This window comes from Haematospirillum sp. H1815, from assembly GCF_012102705.1.
Taxonomy (GTDB): domain Bacteria; phylum Pseudomonadota; class Alphaproteobacteria; order Rhodospirillales; family Rhodospirillaceae; genus Haematospirillum.
The window spans coordinates 59853-77590 of the sequence record NZ_JAAVTA010000008.1 but is presented as its reverse complement, the minus strand read 5'-3'; the positions used below and the strand labels follow the sequence as shown (position 1 = coordinate 77590).

Sequence of the window (17738 nt, the reverse complement as noted above, 5' to 3'; positions counted from 1 at the left end):
TTTAAGAAAAATCCGGCTCTTTTTTGTTTCTACTGGATAATACCGTTGATTTTCAGTGGAATCCGTATCTACCGTGATCCTGCTGAACCGGGTGGAGGGTGTTGCGATGAAGCGGTACGGATTTGTAGCTGTCGTGGTTTCTGGCCTGCTTGTCGGGTGTGGCCCGAAAGTCCCTCCCGTGAACGCTCCGCCAACGGCTGGCCCGGTTGACATGGATCGTTATATGGGAACCTGGTATGAAATTGCCTCGTTGCCTGCTCCGTTCCAGGAGGGGTGTGTGGCAACCACAGCCAAGTACGAGAAGACCTTTGACGGAACCATAGAGGTGACAAACCGCTGCCTGCACGAGTCTTTCCGTGGACGGGAGCGGGAAGCAAAGGGAACTGCGCATCTCGATCCCTTGCAGCCGGATGGATCCCGTCTGTTTGTCAGCTTCTTTCCGTTTACTGAGGGAGCGTACTGGGTCCTTGCTCTTGATGCAGGCTATCGGTGGTCCGTCGTTGGCTCTCCTGACCGGCGTTATCTCTGGATACTGTCGCGCACCCCGACGATGAGTAAATCCCAGTACGAGATCCTCAAGGGTAAGGCAGAGCGTCTGGGGTATCCGGTCTCGAAGCTGGTGCTTACCCAACAGCCGCCCATCCCCTGATGGGTCCGTTATCCGGTAAAAAGGACCCATAAAATCGGCAGGATAATGGCTGTAGCCAGGCCGTTGAGGCCCATGGACAGGCTGGAGAAGGCGCCGCTGACTTCGCTGTGCTGGAGGGCGCGTGCTGTTCCGACGCCGTGACACACCGTGCCCATGGCTACACCGCAGGCCCGGCGGTCACGAACTCCGGTCAGGCGTAGGATCCCGGGGCCAACCACGGCTCCCAGTATGCCGGTCAGGATAACAACAACCGCCGCCAGGGAGGGCAAACCACCGATCTGCTCAGCAATTCCCATGGCGATAGGGCTGGTGACGGACTTTGGTGCTATGGATGCGAGGGCGACGGGACTGACACCGGCTGCCCATGCCAGAGCAATGGCGCTGCCGGCCGCACAGACTGAGCCGGTGCCTATTGCTACGACAAGGGCCCGCAGGGAGCGGCGCACACGCCCCAGCTGGTTGTAAAGCGGGACAGCCAGTGCCACGGTAGCTGGCCCCAGCAGGAAATGGATGAATTGTGCCCCACTGAAATAATCGGCGTAGCTGATATTGCTGATCTTGAGGACTGCGACCAGCAGCAGCATGGCCGTCAGAACCGGATTCAGAATGGCTCGCCGTCCACTTTTTTCGAAGATCCACAAGCCGGCAACATAAGCTAACAGTGTGATGGTCAGCCCTGTCAGGGGGCTTGTGCTGAGGTCATTCCAGACGTTGGTGATATGCGTGGACATCATGAGGGAGGCTGTTCCTGTACGTCATGACCAGACTCTGGCCTGCCATGAGGTTCTGCAGAGAAGCGTGTCCGGGGTATCATCGCCTGCATGACATGGCCCGTAACAATCAGGCCAAGAAGCGTTGATCCCACGACCGCCAGTGCGATTCCCTTCCATTCTAGGGTCAGCAGTGGTGCCAAGGTTACGACTCCCACCCCTGCGGGGATAAATAACAGGCCAAGATGTCGCAAAAGTGCATTGGCCGTGGACTGTAAGCCCTCCGGTGGAGGATCGGCCAGTCCCCCCCTGCGCAAGAGGAAGCCACGCACCATAAGCCCGGAAAATAACAGAACCATACCAAGAACAGGGCCTGGCACGGGAATGCGGGCTATGCGGGCCAGGGCTTCTCCCGCAAGCTGGCAAACAACAAGGGTGGCAATAAAACCTGGGGTCATGGGTGTCGGATTCTCTTGCTTCTGTTGCTGTACAGGTGAAACCGGAACCATGCTGGCATGTTGGCTGCCCTGTTTTCCAGCCCTAAATGACATGAGAAACAGCAGGCTTTGGCTTTGTGTTGCCACGTCCTTTTTGTCATCAAAATTATTTGCAGGCAGGTTACGTAGTCCGGATGGACACATCCGGGTCTGCAGCCTTGCCGGGGTTTGGAGAAGTGCGGTATCCCTCGGTATGCACAAAGCGGTCGGGAAGTATGTCCTGTCGTCGGGGTGTGCCGGTTATTCTGGTCCATGGCGAGTGGGGCCTTTTGGTGGTTTCCTTGTCGGTATGGGCAGAGTGACTTGACCGAATTCAGTACTGGATGAGGGCAGGAATGGACAAAGGGCGTTCCCCGCGCAAGATGTTCACCGCAGAGGTTCAGCTGCGTAACCGCTATGGCGGTGACGCTTCCCCTGCCGGTGGCGCTGTTGTTGCTGCCTCTGATCCTGAAATGCGTGACGAGGTTTCCGCCCTGAAGAATGAGGTCAGTCACCTCAGTCATCTCCTCAGAACGTATGTTATTCCGCCGGAAGACGAGCAAAAAGCTGCCGATGGGGAGCCCGATCCCGAGGATCCCTTGGTGCAGGAGTTTGAGCGTCAGCGTGCCGAGGTGCGCATTCTGAAGATGGAGTTGCGGGCTTTGGCCAACTCCATTCAGGAGACGAAACGCGAAATTGCGCAGTTGCGGACCAGTGACGGGGATTCTGATCGGCTTGATATTGTTGCCGGTGAACTGGATGCGGTTGTCGGTGCAACCGAGCGGGCGACGGATGGGATCCTGGAGGCGGCTGAAAAAATCGACAACGCCGCTCAGAACCTGCGCTCCAAGGCCGATGATGCTTACTTTGCCCACCTTGCCGAAGATATCAGCGAGCACGTGGTTGCGATTTTCGAACATGCCAACTTCCAGGATATCACGGGTCAGCGCATCAACAAGGTCGTCAGCACGCTGAAGTTTGTTGAAGAGCGTATCGACAAGATGATCAATATCTGGGGTCAGGAAACCTTTGAAGAGCTTCTGGCTGAAATGCCTGATACGCCGGCCGGTGACGACGAGCGCCGTCTGCTTAACGGACCCCAGATGGCCGAGAGAGCAATTTCTCAGGGCGATATCGACAAGCTGTTTGGCTGAATATCCTGTTATCCGATTACGTACGTTTGCTTGAACCGGGGCTGTGAAGGCCCCGGTTTTTTGCTTGGCTTCTCTTGGCGCATTCACCGTGTGTCAGGTATACTCCGTGTCTTGGGGTTGCCCTTGGTTCAGTAGGGGTGTTTTCGTCCCGTTTTTGCTCGGTGTGGGGTTTGTGATGACCGATGTGCATGCTGCCATGCAGGCCCTGATGTCTGCGAGCCGTCTCAAGGCAGACTCGGCTGCCGGGCGTCCGGTGCGCCCGGTGGTTACCATTTCCAGGGAACATGGGGCATTGGGGCGCCAGGTCGCAGAGGCTCTGTCTGCTCATTTGCAGGTTCCCCTGTATGACCGCGCCTTGATTGGCAAGATTGCCAGCCGTCTTGATGTTGATCAGGAGACGGCGAAAATGCTGGATGAAAGCGTGGGGCGTGCCAGTGATTTATGGCTGGTGGGGCTTTTGAAGGGAAAAGATCTTTCCAAGGATACCTGGCGGACTCACTTGGTGAATATCTTTCTGGGCTTATCCAAGGTTGGTGGCATTATTCTCGGACGTGGTGCACACCTTGTTCTGGAGGATTCCTGTGCCCTTCGCCTGAAGCTTGTTGCCCCGCGGGCTTTGCGGATCAAGAGGATTGCCGAGCGTAATGCCGTGCCAGAGGCCATCGCCGACCAGCAGGTTCTGGAGGCGGATACGGCACGTTTGTGTTTTCTCAAAGATATGTTCGGGGCTCGTTCAGATGAACCTGCGGCGTTTGATCTGGTTCTGAACACGGCACGCCTGGATGACGTGGACGCTATTGTTCGTCTGCTTGCAGCGGCCTATGAGGGGATTGCCCGTTGCCATCAGGTGCGTGGCTGAGCAGTGTCTGGTATGTGGGTTTTGGGGGATTGATGGCGGGGAATCATGCAGCCACTGTGGAAGTGGTGGGAAATATCGGGCATCGGCCGGTCCAGATCTGGTTATGGTCACTCTGTGCCCTAGTTTTTTGCATGGTACTTCTGGGGGGAGCAACCCGATTGACGCAATCCGGACTCTCTATGGTGGAGTGGAGGCCTCTCGACTTCCTACCCCCTATGAGCGAGGCCGCATGGGAGGAGATGTTCCTGCTGTACAAGGCGTCTCCCGAGTATACACACCGTAATGTGGGTATGGATCTGGCTGGGTTCAAGGGGATTTTCTGGCTGGAATATGTGCACCGCCTTGTGGGGCGGCTGGTAGGTGTTGTGGTTATGGTCCCGCTGCTTGTTTTTGTGGCGTGTGGTCTTGTGGATCGTTGTGTGTTGCGCCGTATTCTCGGGCTTTTTGTTCTTGGTAGTCTGCAGGGAGCACTGGGCTGGTTCATGGTTGCCTCGGGCCTTGTTGAACGTCCGGATGTCAGCCACTACCGCCTTGCAGCGCATCTGATGCTGGCTGTTATTCTGTTTGCAGCCCTGTTATGGATGGCCTTGGACTGTACTGTTTCCACCGTCTTCTCTCCGGCACCAGATGGTGTTGTACGCGGTCCCTTGCTGTGTCTTGGCATGATTATGCTGACCATGACATGGGGAGCTTTTGTCGCGGGCCTTGATGCAGGGCTGACCTACAACACCTTTCCCCTGATGGATGGGCATATTGTTCCACCGGGGGCATGGCTGCAGGATCCTTGGTGGTATAATCTGGTGGCGAACGTTGCAACGGTACAGTTCGTGCATCGGTCTCTGGCGTTTTGTACGGTTGTGGTGACCTGTGTCGTTGCCTGGAAACTTTGGGCTGCATCATTGTCCAAGCCTGTTCGTTACCTTGCTCTCACCTTGGTTTTTGCTGTTTGTGTACAGCTTGGTCTTGGTATTACAACCTTGCTGCTGGCTGTTCCTGTCAGCCTTGGTATCGTACATCAGGCGATGGCTGTTGTCTTGGTCGGCCTGTGTGTAACCCTTATTTTTCGGCTTGTGCGTGGGTGATAATGAGTGTTGACGGGCAGCAGGGCAAGGCATGGGGTTTGCGGCTCGCAACGCTTTTTTCCCTGTGTTTTGTCGTATTGGCTGCTCTCGTATCTCTTTTGCTCTCAGAACGCAGGGTGCGTGAACTGGCGCTGGAGTTGTCCCTGCAGGAAGTCTGGGGGTCCTTGCCGGTCCTGAGTTCAGCTCTGGAGGGATGGTCGTCACAGACACAGGCTCCTGCAGAACTTTCCCATGATCTTGCCTTGGTTGTGTACAGTCTTGTCATGAGGGAGATTCACCATCTTCCCGTGACAGCCGTTGTGGTGGTTTATCCGGACGGGTCTGCGGTTATCCCGGATGCAGCTCCTGCCTTGCCTGATCTTTCCTCTGATCCCTTGTGGCTGTCTTCGGCCTTGCGTGGATACAAGCCCGTTTGGTTGCAGGATCATGGTACGTCCGTGGAAATTATTGCCGCACTTCCTTTGGAGCGTCGTGACGGTAGTCTTGTTGGCGGGGTTCTGTTGCGTCTTGATGCCAGCTCAGCCCTGAATGAACAACAGATCTTTTTGCGGGTATATCGTTGGTGCGTTGGGGCAGGGTTTGGTGTTGTCTTCCTGATTGTCTTGGCAATCTGTGCCGTATTCTGGCGTGCCCGGGTGCACGATCGCCAGCTTTTGGTGAGAGAAGGGGCGTTGCGTCGCCATATGGAGGAAAGTATAAGCGCGTTGTCTTGCTCCCTGCAGGATATCACGGGTCCTTTGCCGGCAATGATTGCCCGGGTTGACCATCGCCAGCATTATGTTTTTGCAACAGCTGAATATTGCCGCTGGTTTGGCACTTTTGGGACATCCTCCGTTCCGGTTGGTACCAACCTTCTGGCTGGGGAGAATTTTGAATTTCATCTGGGTGAGAACTACGCCCAGGTTTCTGATCTTGTTGTGGCCGCTCTGGATGGGTTGTCTGCGGTTTCCGAGGGGGTCTGGTCATTCCCTGACGGGGTGCGTTGCGTCAGGGTCGAATTACAGCCTGTTTTTGAACGGGCTGCCGTGAGGGGTTTCTTCATTTCCATTACGGACATTACGGCCATGAAGCGCCTGGAACGTGATCTTCGCAATGCGCGCGATCGGATGGAAGAAGAATTTACCGCCCGAACTCTCGAACACAAAAAGACGGTTGAAAGCCGTTTGGCCGAAGCTTTGGACCGGGTATCCGAGGGGTTTCTTCTTTGGGACAGCCAGGACTGTCTTCTGATTTGCAATCAGGCATTCCGGTTACTGTTCCCGTCACTGAGCAAACGTGTTGTGCCCGGCATTCATTATGCCGAAGTCGTAGCACTGCTTGATGCTCTTGAGGTTGCTTCTGCATCAGACGGTCATGACCGTGCTTCCGGGGATACTTCCGGCCAACTCTCCCGTCCGCGTGAACGTTGCTTCCGGGATTCTTTATGGGTCCTGATGACAGAAACCAGGACGCCTGAGGGGCTGACGGTCATGACGTTTACCGATATCTCGGAACGAAAAGCGGCCGAGTTGGCCTTGTTGTCGTCAGAGGCTGATTTGCGTGAGCTGCACAGGATCACCAGTGATCCAGACCAGGGAATGGTCGAGAAGGTTCCAGCCCTCTTGCAGCTTGGGTGCAGGCGTTTTGACATGACCGGTGCCTGTCTTGCGCGTTGTCAGGGCGATGTCCTGATTTCGGACTACGTGGTTGGGAGGCATGATGATCTGAAGGTGGGACAGGTTTTATCCTGCGCCGGAATGTCATTGTCTGATGTTCTGGAAGGGCGGGAAATCCTTGTGCCAAGCTGTACGCAGGGGGAAACCGCTCAAACCTGTCTGGCTGTACGTGTTGTGGCTTGCAGACGCACGTGGGGTATCTTGTTCTTTCGTGGTCCGGGACAGGCCGGGCGTTGCCTGCAGCCCGCTGACCTTGAGTTTGCGCGCTTGCTGGCCCTGTGGATTGGGGCTCGGATTACCCATGTCGAGACAGAAATGCACCTTAGGGCAGCCCTGGAGCAGGCGGATGCTGCCAGCCGGTCAAAGTCTCTTTTTCTGGCAAATATGAGCCATGAGCTAAGGACGCCGCTGAACGCAATTATTGGCTTCTCGGATGTTATGGCCAGTGAGATTTTTGGTGCCCACACAGCACCTCAGTACAAGGACTATTCGGCCAGTATCAAGGATTCAGGGCAGCATCTTCTCTCTATTATCAATGACATCCTTGATACAGCCAAGGTTGAGGCCGGGCATCTGACGCTTGATGACGATGTGATAAAACCGGTTGACCTGATTGATGGAACAATCCGTCTTCTTCAGGGCCAGCTGTCTGCCGCAGGGCTGACCATGCGCACAGATATTCCCGCAGACCTTCCGTCTATACGGGGAGATGCGCGACGCCTGCGCCAAGTCATGCTGAACTTGCTGTCCAACGCGATCAAGTTTACTCCCTCAGGCGGTGTTGTGAATATTACTGCTTTGTGCGCCCCTGCGGATGGTATGACGATAACGGTTTCTGATAACGGAATTGGTATGCGAACCGATGATATTGCCGTTGCCTTGGCCCCGTTTGGTCAGATTGACAGCAGTTTGTCGCGCCGACATCAGGGAACGGGTTTGGGGCTGCCCTTGTCCCGTTCCTTGGTGGAGGCGCATGGGGGGACATTATCCTTGGTCAGCGCGCCAGGTAAAGGGACCGAGGTTCGCGTATGGCTTCCCCCTGATAGGCTTGTTCAGAGAGCCTGAGTTTATCCAGAGGCGCTTTTTTATTATTTTCCGGGCTGGTGATTTTGCCAGGAAACGCACATAGTGTGGGCGTTCTTGACGTCTGGACCGGAGTTTTCACCATGGTTGATCGTGCCCTTACCGAAGATCTGTTCTTCTCTCGTGCCGGGCTCGACCAAGATGCAACGCGCCGTATCGTTTCTGAGGCCTTATCCGGGGCGGATGACGGAGAGCTTTATCTGGAATACAGGCAGTCTGAATCCGTTTCGCTGGATGATGGGCGTATTCGTTCCGCTTCCTTTGATACGGCACAGGGGTTTGGTCTGCGGGCCATCGTGGGGGATACGGCAGGGTACGCTCATGCATCGACCTTGGATGAGGCCTCCTTGCGTCGCGCAGCAGCCACTGTTTCGGCTGTACGTGGTGGTTATTCCGGGACCTTTGCTGCGCCACCTGTAGGGACAAACCAATCTCTTTATACAGATCAGAACCCCCTTTCGCCGGTTCCTTTTTCAGTCAAGGTCGGGGTGCTTGGAGAGATTGATGCCTATCTCAGGGGGCGTGATCCGCGTGTTCGCCAGGTTATGGCCTCCTTGGGTGCGTCTTGGCAGGCTGTTCATATCATGCGTCCAGACGGTGAAGCCGCTGATATTCGTCCGATGGTGCGCCTGAGCATCACCGTTATGGTTGAGAAAGGCGGTCGTTGTGAAACGGGATCATGGGGGCAGGGTGGGCGTATCAAGTACGATTGGTTGCTGGAAGAGGAAACCTGGAAGACTGCGGCGGAGCGTGCCCTGAATCAGGCATTGGTCAATCTTGAAAGCGTTGATGCCCCTGCCGGTGAAATGCCGGTTGTTCTGGGGTGTGGGTGGCCGGGCGTTCTTTTGCATGAAGCTGTTGGGCATGGCTTGGAAGGAGACTTCAATCGCAAGAAGACGTCGGCCTTTTCCGGGCTGATGGGCCAGCGTGTGGCAGCTCCTGGTGTGACTGTGGTTGATGACGGAACCTTGCCGGACCGGCGCGGGTCGATCACGATTGATGACGAGGGTACGCCTTCGGCCCGCAATGTTTTGATCGAGGATGGTATTTTGAAAGGTTATTTGTTTGACCGTATGAATGCCCGCTTGATGGGGGTTCGTTCATCCGGAAACGGGCGCCGGCAGTCGTATGCTCATAAGCCGCTGCCGCGTATGACCAACACCTTTATGCTGGGTGGCTCGTACGAGCCGGAGGAAATTATCCGAAGTGTGAAAAAGGGCCTTTTTGCCGTTAATTTTGGCGGTGGCCAAGTTGATATCACGTCTGGAAAGTTTGTCTTCGCCTGTACAGAGGCCTGGAAAATTGAAGACGGCAAGCTGACAGCTCCGGTCAAGGGAGCAACCTTGATTGGCAATGGTCCCGATGTTCTTACGCGTGTCTCCATGATTGGCAATGATGTGGAGCTGGATGCGGGGATTGGCACATGTGGCAAGGATGGCCAAGGGGTTCCCTGTGGCGTTGGACAACCAACTCTGAAAGTGGAGCGCCTGACTGTTGGCGGCACAGGGGGGTGAGTCGACTGCAATCTTGGTCTTATAGTGTGTGCTGTGCACTGCAATAGCGTTGTTTGTTGTAAGTCTGGGTGTTGGTATCAAGTCTTCTTGACTTGAGCGTGGGTTCGCACCCCATAGATGTTTCTCAGGGATTCATGCCCTTTATCGGAGGGCTCTTCTTGTGCGCGTTGTGAACTCGCCCCTCGCATAGGAACTGGCACTTGGTTTTTACGTACCATGTGTAAGGGCATCAATTTTTCGAACATGTTCTTAATTTGTGTGCTACGACATTCGCTTTGACTAACGCGAATGTCGTAAAAAGCATGAAATTTCGCTTTTTGTTTAGCTCTGGCCGTTCGTCAAAGGGTCGTTTTAACCATGTTTGGCAGCACGGAACCCTGATATCACATGTAAAATGCAGGATCTGTATATCCTGAGGCTGATGCTGCCTCAGGCTCACCTCCTATGCGCGTTTTTTCTTTTTTGTATTCTATTTTCCTGGCACTGTTTTCGTGTTTACGATCACAGGGTTTGGTTTAGGGGCCGCGCATTCTGCCTGCAGAGTATTCCAGAGGAAGTTGTTTCTGTATGCGAAAGTGATGGACAGTCGATCTAGTCCGCAATATTACTTCGTAAGCGTTTGATGTATGTCAAGGCAAGCACTAGGGCTTCGTTTTAACGTGGCCCTTGGAATGAGAAAAAGAAAATAAAGTTCGCAAACCGTTGAGTCGAAATCTCGGATGGTTTCCCGTTGGTGCGGTGCGAAACGACCCGCGTTCTATAGGGAGGCTGCTTGAAAAACCGAGCCCATACCAGCAGAGGTCGTGTGTAACATGTCTCAAGTTGTATCATCATCAGTGCCAAATCCGTCGGCGGTTGCGGCCGGTCCGGCCGCTTGGAGCCGCCACGATACCACGTGGATGCTGGGCCTTTACGGAACGGCAATTGGTGCCGGAACCCTGTTTTTGCCAATCAATGCGGGTATTGGTGGGCTGTGGCCTCTTTTGCTGATGGCCATCATTGCCTTCCCGTTGACGTACTTCTCCCACCGGGGGCTTAACCGCTTTGTCATGTCCAGCCGCCGGCCGGGTTCTGACATTACGGAAGTCGTCGAGGAGCATTTTGGCAGTGCAGCCGGGAAGATTATTACCCTGTTGTACTTCCTGACCATTTACCCCATTTTGATGCTGTACAGCGTTGCTGTTACCAACACGGTTGAATCCTTCATGATCAACCAGCTGGGTTTGGCTGATTGGATTCCGCATCGCGCTGTTCTGTCTTTGATCTTGATTCTGTCCTTGATGGCGATTGTTCGTCTGGGTGCGGAAATGATCGTCAAGGCCATGAGCCTTCTGGTGTATCCGTTTGTTGCAGCCCTGATGATTCTGGCTATTTACCTGATCCCTGAGTGGAGCTCTGCTGCCTTTGACAGTGCGGGAAGCTTTTCCGACGCCGTTTCTGGCGTGACATTCTGGAAGACCGTATGGTTGGCAATTCCGGTGATGGTATTTTCTTTCAACCACTCGCCGATTATTTCTTCCTTTGCGGTTGACCAGCAGCGTTTGCATGGTGAACAAGCGGAACCAGCTTCCAGCCGGGTTCTGTTCCGTGCCCATGCCATGATGGTCGTGTCTGTGATGTTCTTTGTGTTCAGCTGTGTGATGAGCCTGTCGCCGGCCGACTTGATGGCCGCGAAAGAACAGAACATTTCCATTCTGTCCTACCTTGCCAATCATTTCTCGACGCCTGCCATAGCCTGGGCCGCGCCTTTGATTGCGATTGTCGCCATCAGCAAGTCATTCCTGGGTCACTATATGGGCGCAAAGGAAGGCTTTAATGGCCTGATCCAGCAGGAACTGCGCCAGCGCGGGAAGGTTCTGTCCGGTTCTGTCCTTGATCGTGCTGCCGCTGTGTTCATGATCCTGAGCTGCTGGATGGCTGCAACCTTTAATCCCAGCATTATCGGCACCATCGAAAGTTTGGGTGGTCCGGTTATTGCGGCTTTGCTGTTCCTGATGCCGATGTATGCCATCGCCAAGGTTCCTGCGATGAAGAAGTACTCTGGCGCATTCAGCAACATCTTTGTTGTTCTGATTGGGTTGATTGCCATGACTGCAATCTTCTTCGATCTGCTGTCCTGACCGAAAAGCGGGTCCGGCCGGAGAGAGCGGCCGGACCCTGTCAGGCGAAAGTTATCCGGGAGATTTTACCATGTTCAGTATGTCTGACATCTACAAGATAGGCGTCGGCCCATCCAGTTCGCATACAGTGGGCCCTATGCGCGCCGGTCATCAATTCCTGGGGGCTTTGAAAGAGACGGGGAAGTTTGTCCAGACGCGCAGGATCCATGTTGATTGTTATGGATCTCTCGCCCTGACCGGCAAGGGGCACTGTACAGATCATGCCATTATCATGGGGCTGTGCGGGAATCAGCCTGATACCGTCAATCCTGATCAGATACCGTCTGTTGTCGCGGATGTTGAGGCAACAGGGACGCTGAACCTGGGGCGAACCAAGCAGCGCGTAACGTTCAGCATGGACTTTCATCGTGCGAATTTGCCCCTGCATGAAAATGGTATGCAAATCCACGCTTATGGTGACGATGGACTGATTCTCTCCAAGACGTACTATTCCATCGGCGGTGGATTTATTGTCGAGGAAGAGCAGTTCAATCAAAGGTCCTGTAGCGAAACACCGGTTCCCCATCATTTCCTGTCCGCCGAAGACTTGCTGCGTATGTGTGAGGAAACGGGCCTGTCTATATCGGCTTTGGTCATGGAGAACGAGAGGGCGTTCCACGATACCGACGAGCTGCGTTCCCATTTCCGCCGTGTGTGGCAGGTGATGAAGGGGTCCATGGAGCGCGGTATGCGCGTGGAGGGTAATCTCCCTGGTCCAATGAAAATTCCCCGGCGCGCTTCAGCTCTCCACAGAATGCTGACAACGTCCTTGAAAATGGCCAATGACCCCATGAACGTCATGGATTGGGTCAACATGTACGCGATGGCCATGTCGGAAGAGAATGCCGCGGGTGGGCAAGTTGTCACGTCCCCCACCAATGGGGCCTGTGGTGTTGTTCCGGCGGTTCTGGCGTATTACGATCACTTCATTCAGCCCTTGGACGAAGATACGACGCTGCGGTTCTTCCTGTCGTCTGGTGCCATTGGCTGTTTGTTCAAGCTGAACGCTTCCATATCCGGTGCTGAAGTCGGATGTCAGGGAGAGGTTGGGGTAGCATGCTCCATGGCTGCTGCCGGATTGACCGAGCTTCTGGGCGGAAGCCCGCAGCAGGTCTGTATGGCAGCCGAGATTGCGATGGAGCACAATCTGGGCCTTACCTGCGACCCGGTTGGTGGGCAGGTGCAGATTCCTTGCATCGAGCGTAATGCCATCGCAGCGGTCAAGGCGATCAATGCGGCGCGTATGGCCATGCACCGGATCAGCACGCCCAAGGTTTCCCTCGATAAGGTTATTGCCGCAATGTACGAAACCGGTAAGGATATGGATCCCAAGTATCGGGAAACGTCCTGTGGTGGGTTGGCCTTGCAGATAGCAGCCGAGGTGACGATGACGCCGGGCGGGGCTGTGCGCTGGGTTGAAGACGCCGCCTGATACTTTCTTCTTTATTGTTCTGTGCTGGGCCGTGGCTGTTTCTGTCGCGGCCCAGCATTGTATGTATGCGTGACGACATGGTCCTTCCAATCAATTTGCCTCGGGGATAACCCCATGTTAACCATACGATCATTCTGCAGGGTGTCGCGCTGACGGAAACCCCATTCCTGTACACACATCCCGGGAAGGGCGCATCCCCGGGTTCTGGCTATTATGCGGAGAATCATGAGTAATATTCGGCGGGAGACAGTAACCTACGTTCACCACTGGACCGATCGTCTGTTCAGTTTCCGGACAACGCGCGATCCGGGGTTCCGGTATATCAACGGACAGTTTACGATGATCGGGCTCCAAGTAGAGGGAAAACCTCTCTTGCGGGCCTATTCCATGGTCAGCGCCAATTATGAGGACGAGCTCGAGTTTCTGTCGATCAAGGTTCCTGACGGACCGCTGACATCCCGTCTTCAGCACATAAAGGTTGGTGATATGGTTCTGGTCGGTACAAAGCCGGTCGGGACGTTGGTGCAGGACAGTCTCTTGCCCGGTCGTCACCTGTATCTTTTGTCGACTGGTACGGGGCTTGCGCCGTTTATGAGTGTTATTCGTGACCCTGATGCCTACGAGCGTTATGAGAAGGTTATTCTTGTTCATGGGTGCCGGGAAGTGGCAGAGCTTGCCTATGCCGACTACATTACCCGCGAACTTCCGCAGCATGAATTCCTTGGGGATCTGGTACGGGGCAAGCTTCTTTACTATACGACCGTAACCCGCGAGCAGCACCCCGTTCAGGGACGCATTACGACCCTGATAGAGAGTGGGCAGATGTTCAGTGATCTTGGATTGCCAGACCCCAATGTCGAAGATGACCGTTTCATGTTGTGCGGAAGCCCTGCAATGTTGACGGATACGACCAAGTTGCTGGAAAATATGGGCTTCCACGAGGGAGCATCCAATGACCCCCGTCAGTATGTTATTGAGAAGGCGTTTGTCGAGAAGTAGGGCTCTTCTTGGGGTAACAGGCTGACACGCAATAAAAGGGCCGGAACGGCTATGTTCCGGCCCTTTTCCAGTGAGTTGTATCCTTTAATGAGAAAGGTTGGCTCGTGCGGTCTCAAAAGCGGCTCTTACATCATCCGGGCGCACGCCATCGCGATTCATGACCGCCATGATCAGAGGGTCATCCAGAAGGGTTTCCAGATCCGGATCTTCCCATGCCATGGTACGGCGCTTGGCAAGAACATTGCTGCGTACGGAACGCAGAAAGGTGCGGCGGGCAGTATCAGAAATCAACGATGGCATGGTCTCACCTCCCGGGAGCTGTGTGGAGAGTGCGGCCAAGGCACTTGGTCCATCCGGATTGTAGTGCACAAGTGACAACACGATAAAAAACCACCAATTCGTAAACATGTACCAAGGCGAAACAAGGGCAGGGCAAAAAAAACTTGTGAAAACCGGAAAAGAAGAGCGTGCTTTCTGCCGACTCCGCCAGACCTGCGAGCTTTCCTTGACGGTCTACTCAGGGGTGATCTGTCTTCCCGTAATCCTCCAGACTACAGCTTGGATGGCATAAAATCCAAGCCAAGTCCGGCGCAACAAACAGTACTGTTTCGTCAACATGTTGGCCAGAGAAGGAGGTGTCGTGCTTGTCCTGCCGGACATATCCACAGGCACACCCATGAGTATTCAGTATAGGAGTCCCGTTTCAGGGGTCAATGTCCCATAGAGGACTATTCAGTCATTTTTTATCAGCGGTCTTCCGGGCACTGAAACAATAAAAAATCTTGCCAGTTCTGCGTCGGACTCTTTATTGATAATGAAAATTAATATCAAATGAAATCCCTCACCCCGTCGAGGAGAGATCTATATGCCCCCCATGAGCCTGCCCAAGGACCTTTTGGCCCAGTCATCGCCCCCTTCTTCCCGTCGCCCTCGCCTGGATGAAATTGCACCGCGTTGGCATTGCAGTATTGTCGGGACATGCCTGACGCTTGCCGATCTCAGGAAGCTTGCGGCAAAGCTTTCTGTGCACTTGGCGCCTGATATCAGCGATTACCGCCTGCACGGTGCCGTTGTCCATCTGGCAGCCCAGAACAAGATACTGGGCAAGCAGGTTATGCGGATTCTGGACAAGCGTTATCACGTGACAGTATCGCGCTTTATGAGAACGCGCGATGAGGGGGAGTTGGCTATCTTGTGGAACGAGGCATTGGAGGGCGGCGATATCCCGGGGGCGTATTGGGCCTTGATGACTCATCCGCTGGATTGCAGCGATCTGCGTGAACGCGCCTATGGTGAGGTGCATATGCTGTCTCACTTGTCCGGGGCCGTGCAGCGGGCTGATATGCAGAAGATAGTACGTCTGGAGGCCTCTTTGGCCGAGCGCACGGCAGAAATTGGTCGGTTGCGTGTCTTGATGGCCCAAGCACGGGATGAACGTGATGAGGCGCGACGGAACATAGCTATTGCCAGTATTCAGCAGCGCCGGGTTGAAGATTTGGCATCGCGGTTGGCTGATCTGGAAAGCGGGGAAATTCTGCGTACAGCCGAAGATGCCGCCCGTACGGCCCGCGCCGAGAGAGATGCTTTGGCCCGTCAAGTTGAAGGACTTCTGCGTCGTCTGGATCTGTTATCGGAACGGGAGTCGAGCGAAAGGGAGAGGAATCGGGCCTTGGAGGCTCGTGTTGTTGAGCTGGAGAATCGGCTTCGCCAAGAAGTATCAGATTCACACGGGGCGTGTGATGGGAGCAGGGGTGGGGATGATATTGACCTGAAAAAGCAGAAGATCTTGTACGTTGGTGGAATAAGTCATGTTGCCCGTCATCTGGAAGACGTGGTCCGGTCCTGTAACGGGGAGTTTATCCATCACGATGGAGGGCTGGATGATGGCTGCCCACAGCTGGCTGGCGCTGTGTCGTGTGTGGACATGGTCTTTTGTCCTGTGACCTGCGTCAGCCATGAGGCGATGGTCCATATCAAGCGCAATTGCCGCAAAGCCTGTAAGCTTTTTGTTCCCTTGCCCAATCACAGTATTTCTACCTTTCGTCGGGTTTTGGGGCAGGTTCATGCCCGGATGGTGAGTTGACGATATACCTATGGGCTAAAAGCACCCGGGGATCAGGTTTGTTTTGTTACGGTCAAGTTGTGTCTCCATGTAAAGGCAAAACAGGTTTTTCTTGTTGCCTTCCAGGCCGACCGCCAAGATCAACGCCGGTGCATCCACGCAGTCCCGGTGGGGCATGGTTGGTCCTGGTTCCCGGCAGGAGAGATGGACATGCGATTCGCTGACGTTGGCATGACATTCAAAGTTCTGGCGGTGGTCGCTCTTATGGCCTTGGCCACGGTTGCTGCCGGTGGTCTGGCTGTCGTCCGCATGGCGGAGATTGATAATTCCTACTCTGATCTGCTTGTCCATGACACCAAGGTGCAGGTGCTTCTGGCGCGGGCCAACCAGAACCTGCTGAATGCTGGGCGTTTGGCCTATCGCCTGACGCAGGAAAGGGAGGATGCAGTCCTCAAGGGCATATCAGACGAGATCAACAACGACTTCAAGCTGTTCCGGGAGCGGACAGCAGAGGCCGCAAAGCTTCTTCCGGTTTATGCCCCCCGTATCACTGCCATCGTCGAGGAGTTTGCGGTCTACGAAGGCGCCCTTGTCGAGGCCCGTGACCTGATTGTTGCACGCAAGTTTGACGAGGGTTTAATCGTCCTTGTAGACAAGGCAACCCCACAGGGCCGTACTGTGCGTACAACGGTGGCGTCCTTGGTGGATAACGTTGATGTTGAGCTGCAGAAAAAGTCTGACAATCTGGGCGACAGTGCTGATGCGGCTATTGTTGGCACGATTGTCTTGATTATCGGCGGCCTGATTGTCGTTGTTCTGGTCGCTATTGTTCTGGTCAAGACGACAATATCTGGACCGATGAATGGCTTGGCTTCGGTCATGGAAACCATTGCGGACGGTAATTTTGACACTGAAATACAGGGGCTGGATCGCAAAGACGAAATTGGGGTTATGGCCCGCAGTGTTGACATCTTCCGACAGAATGGCATCCGTATTCGTCAGATGGAGGCCGAGCAGGCCAACCAGAAGCGCCGTGCCGAGCAGGAAAAGAAGGTGGCAATGAACGCGCTGGCCGATCGTTTCGAATCGTCCGTGCAGTCGATTGTCGAAACACTGTCTTCTGCTGCTACAGAGCTTCAGGCCAGTGCGGAATCCATGACGTCATTGGCTTCGATGTCTGCATCTCAGGGGAAGGTGGTGGCCGAAGCGGCAACGCAGGCTTCGTCCAACGTGCAGACCGTGGCATCGGCATCAGAAGAGCTTGCGGCATCGATCCAGGAGATTGTGCGCCAAGTCTCCGACTCCAGCCAGATTACGGCAGATGCCGTTGATCAGACAGGTCGTAGCGGCGAGATTATCAAGGGGCTTGCCCAGTCTACCCAGCAGATTGGCGAAGTGGTTAACCTGATCAATGACATCGCCAGCCAAACCAACCTTCTGGCATTGAACGCCACAATTGAGGCGGCCCGCGCCGGGGAGGCCGGCAAAGGCTTCGCCGTGGTTGCCAACGAGGTCAAGAGCCTTGCCAATCAGACAGCCCGTGCAACCGGCCAGATTTCCGAGCAGATCGGGGCTGTGCAGAATGCGACCCATGATGCGGTGGCGGCAATTGCCATGGTGATCGAGACCATCGGGCGCCTGAATCAGATCTCGGCGGCTATTGCCTCGGCCATGGAAGAACAGGATGCGGCCACGCGTGAGATTGCTCGCAACGTGGAAGAAGCTTCCAACGGTACGGGCGAGGTGACCAGAAACGTCCGCAGCATGAACGAAGCATCCGGTGAGGTTGGTAATTCGGCCAGCCAAGTTCTGTCTGCAGCCAAGGAGCTGGCGCAGCAGTCTGCGGCACTGAAAAATGAGGTCACCCGCTTTGTCGAGGAGATCCGGACCGGTGGCTAGACTTC

The 17738-nt window shown here is 54.8% G+C and carries 14 protein-coding genes; 11 read left to right on the top strand and 3 right to left on the bottom strand.

Going from position 1 to position 17738, the window contains the following annotated elements; genetic code table 11:
- The first annotated feature begins 73 nt into the window (after nt 1-73).
- On the top strand, nt 74-649 hold the full coding sequence (locus HEQ60_RS07850) for a lipocalin family protein (RefSeq protein WP_168071167.1): 576 nt from the start codon (nt 74-76) through the stop codon (nt 647-649).
- Nucleotides 650-657: 8 nt separating this feature from the next.
- On the opposite strand, the gene HEQ60_RS07845 is transcribed toward HEQ60_RS07850, so the two are convergent.
- On the bottom strand, nt 658-1383 hold the full coding sequence (locus tag HEQ60_RS07845; RefSeq protein ID WP_322099314.1) for an LrgB family protein: 726 nt from the start codon (nt 1381-1383) through the stop codon (nt 658-660).
- Entirely contained in the window at nt 1380-1817 is a 438-nt protein-coding gene (locus HEQ60_RS07840) for a CidA/LrgA family protein (protein WP_168071166.1), read from the bottom strand. Before HEQ60_RS07840 ends, HEQ60_RS07845 begins: the two co-directional genes overlap by 4 nt.
- Before the next feature lie 374 nt (nt 1818-2191).
- On the opposite strand from HEQ60_RS07840, the gene HEQ60_RS07835 reads away from it, so the two are divergent.
- The 8 genes from HEQ60_RS07835 (at nt 2192) to HEQ60_RS07800 (ending at nt 13772) form a co-directional block, all read left to right on the top strand.
- The gene (locus HEQ60_RS07835) at nt 2192-2989 is read left to right on the top strand and encodes a protein phosphatase CheZ (protein ID WP_168071165.1); all 798 of its coding nucleotides are present in this window, start codon (nt 2192-2194) and stop codon (nt 2987-2989) included.
- Between the two features lie 175 nt (nt 2990-3164).
- Nucleotides 3165-3848: an AAA family ATPase gene (locus HEQ60_RS07830; RefSeq protein ID WP_168071164.1), complete on the top strand. Its 684-nt coding sequence runs from the start codon at nt 3165-3167 to the stop codon at nt 3846-3848.
- 32 nt (nt 3849-3880) lie between these two features.
- The gene (locus HEQ60_RS07825) at nt 3881-4930 is read left to right on the top strand and encodes a COX15/CtaA family protein (RefSeq protein ID WP_168071163.1); all 1050 of its coding nucleotides are present in this window, start codon (nt 3881-3883) and stop codon (nt 4928-4930) included.
- Between the two features lie 2 nt (nt 4931-4932).
- Nucleotides 4933-7650 (top strand): ATP-binding protein, encoded by a 2718-nt coding sequence (locus HEQ60_RS07820; RefSeq protein WP_168071162.1) that lies wholly within the window; start codon nt 4933-4935, stop codon nt 7648-7650.
- Between the two features lie 101 nt (nt 7651-7751).
- Nucleotides 7752-9182 carry a metalloprotease TldD gene (tldD, locus tag HEQ60_RS07815; protein ID WP_168071222.1) on the top strand — a complete coding sequence of 477 codons (1431 nt, stop codon included), beginning with the start codon at nt 7752-7754 and terminating at the stop codon, nt 9180-9182.
- A gap of 812 nt (nt 9183-9994) precedes the next feature.
- Nucleotides 9995-11302, top strand: coding sequence for a serine/threonine transporter (locus tag HEQ60_RS07810; protein WP_168071161.1), 1308 nt, complete (start codon nt 9995-9997; stop codon nt 11300-11302).
- 70 nt (nt 11303-11372) lie between these two features.
- Entirely contained in the window at nt 11373-12773 is a 1401-nt protein-coding gene (locus HEQ60_RS07805; protein WP_168071160.1) for an L-serine ammonia-lyase, read from the top strand.
- Nucleotides 12774-12998: 225 nt separating this feature from the next.
- Nucleotides 12999-13772: a ferredoxin--NADP reductase gene (locus HEQ60_RS07800; protein ID WP_168071159.1), complete on the top strand. Its 774-nt coding sequence runs from the start codon at nt 12999-13001 to the stop codon at nt 13770-13772.
- 84 nt (nt 13773-13856) lie between these two features.
- Here the strand turns inward: HEQ60_RS07800 and HEQ60_RS07795 are convergent, their stop codons facing one another.
- Nucleotides 13857-14072, bottom strand: a complete 216-nt coding sequence (locus tag HEQ60_RS07795) for a hypothetical protein (RefSeq protein ID WP_168071158.1) — start codon at nt 14070-14072, stop codon at nt 13857-13859.
- Nucleotides 14073-14637: 565 nt separating this feature from the next.
- Between HEQ60_RS07795 and HEQ60_RS07790 the strand changes: the two genes are divergently transcribed.
- Both HEQ60_RS07790 and HEQ60_RS07785 read left to right on the top strand, forming a co-directional pair.
- Nucleotides 14638-15855: a DUF2325 domain-containing protein gene (locus HEQ60_RS07790; RefSeq protein ID WP_168071157.1), complete on the top strand. Its 1218-nt coding sequence runs from the start codon at nt 14638-14640 to the stop codon at nt 15853-15855.
- 189 nt (nt 15856-16044) lie between these two features.
- A complete protein-coding gene (locus HEQ60_RS07785; RefSeq protein WP_168071156.1) occupies nt 16045-17733 on the top strand; it encodes a methyl-accepting chemotaxis protein in 1689 nt (562 codons plus the stop codon).
- Nucleotides 17734-17738: the final 5 nt, after the last annotated feature.

Bases quoted from the DNA above. Each gene is read 5' to 3' on its own strand.
- HEQ60_RS07835 (WP_168071165.1), top strand. From the start codon at position 2,192: ATGGACAAAGGGCGTTCCCCGCGCAAGATGTTCACCGCAGAGGTTCAG.
- HEQ60_RS07805 (WP_168071160.1), top strand. From the start codon at position 11,373: ATGTTCAGTATGTCTGACATCTACAAGATAGGCGTCGGCCCATCCAGT.
- HEQ60_RS07790 (WP_168071157.1), top strand. From the start codon at position 14,638: ATGCCCCCCATGAGCCTGCCCAAGGACCTTTTGGCCCAGTCATCGCCC.
- HEQ60_RS07840 (WP_168071166.1), bottom strand. From the start codon at position 1,817: ATGACCCCAGGTTTTATTGCCACCCTTGTTGTTTGCCAGCTTGCGGGA.
- HEQ60_RS07795 (WP_168071158.1), bottom strand. From the start codon at position 14,072: ATGCCATCGTTGATTTCTGATACTGCCCGCCGCACCTTTCTGCGTTCC.
- HEQ60_RS07820 (WP_168071162.1), top strand. From the start codon at position 4,933: ATGAGTGTTGACGGGCAGCAGGGCAAGGCATGGGGTTTGCGGCTCGCA.
- HEQ60_RS07830 (WP_168071164.1), top strand. From the start codon at position 3,165: ATGACCGATGTGCATGCTGCCATGCAGGCCCTGATGTCTGCGAGCCGT.
- HEQ60_RS07810 (WP_168071161.1), top strand. From the start codon at position 9,995: ATGTCTCAAGTTGTATCATCATCAGTGCCAAATCCGTCGGCGGTTGCG.
- HEQ60_RS07800 (WP_168071159.1), top strand. From the start codon at position 12,999: ATGAGTAATATTCGGCGGGAGACAGTAACCTACGTTCACCACTGGACC.
- HEQ60_RS07825 (WP_168071163.1), top strand. From the start codon at position 3,881: ATGGCGGGGAATCATGCAGCCACTGTGGAAGTGGTGGGAAATATCGGG.
- HEQ60_RS07845 (WP_322099314.1), bottom strand. From the start codon at position 1,383: ATGATGTCCACGCATATCACCAACGTCTGGAATGACCTCAGCACAAGC.
- HEQ60_RS07785 (WP_168071156.1), top strand. From the start codon at position 16,045: ATGCGATTCGCTGACGTTGGCATGACATTCAAAGTTCTGGCGGTGGTC.
- tldD (WP_168071222.1), top strand. From the start codon at position 7,752: ATGGTTGATCGTGCCCTTACCGAAGATCTGTTCTTCTCTCGTGCCGGG.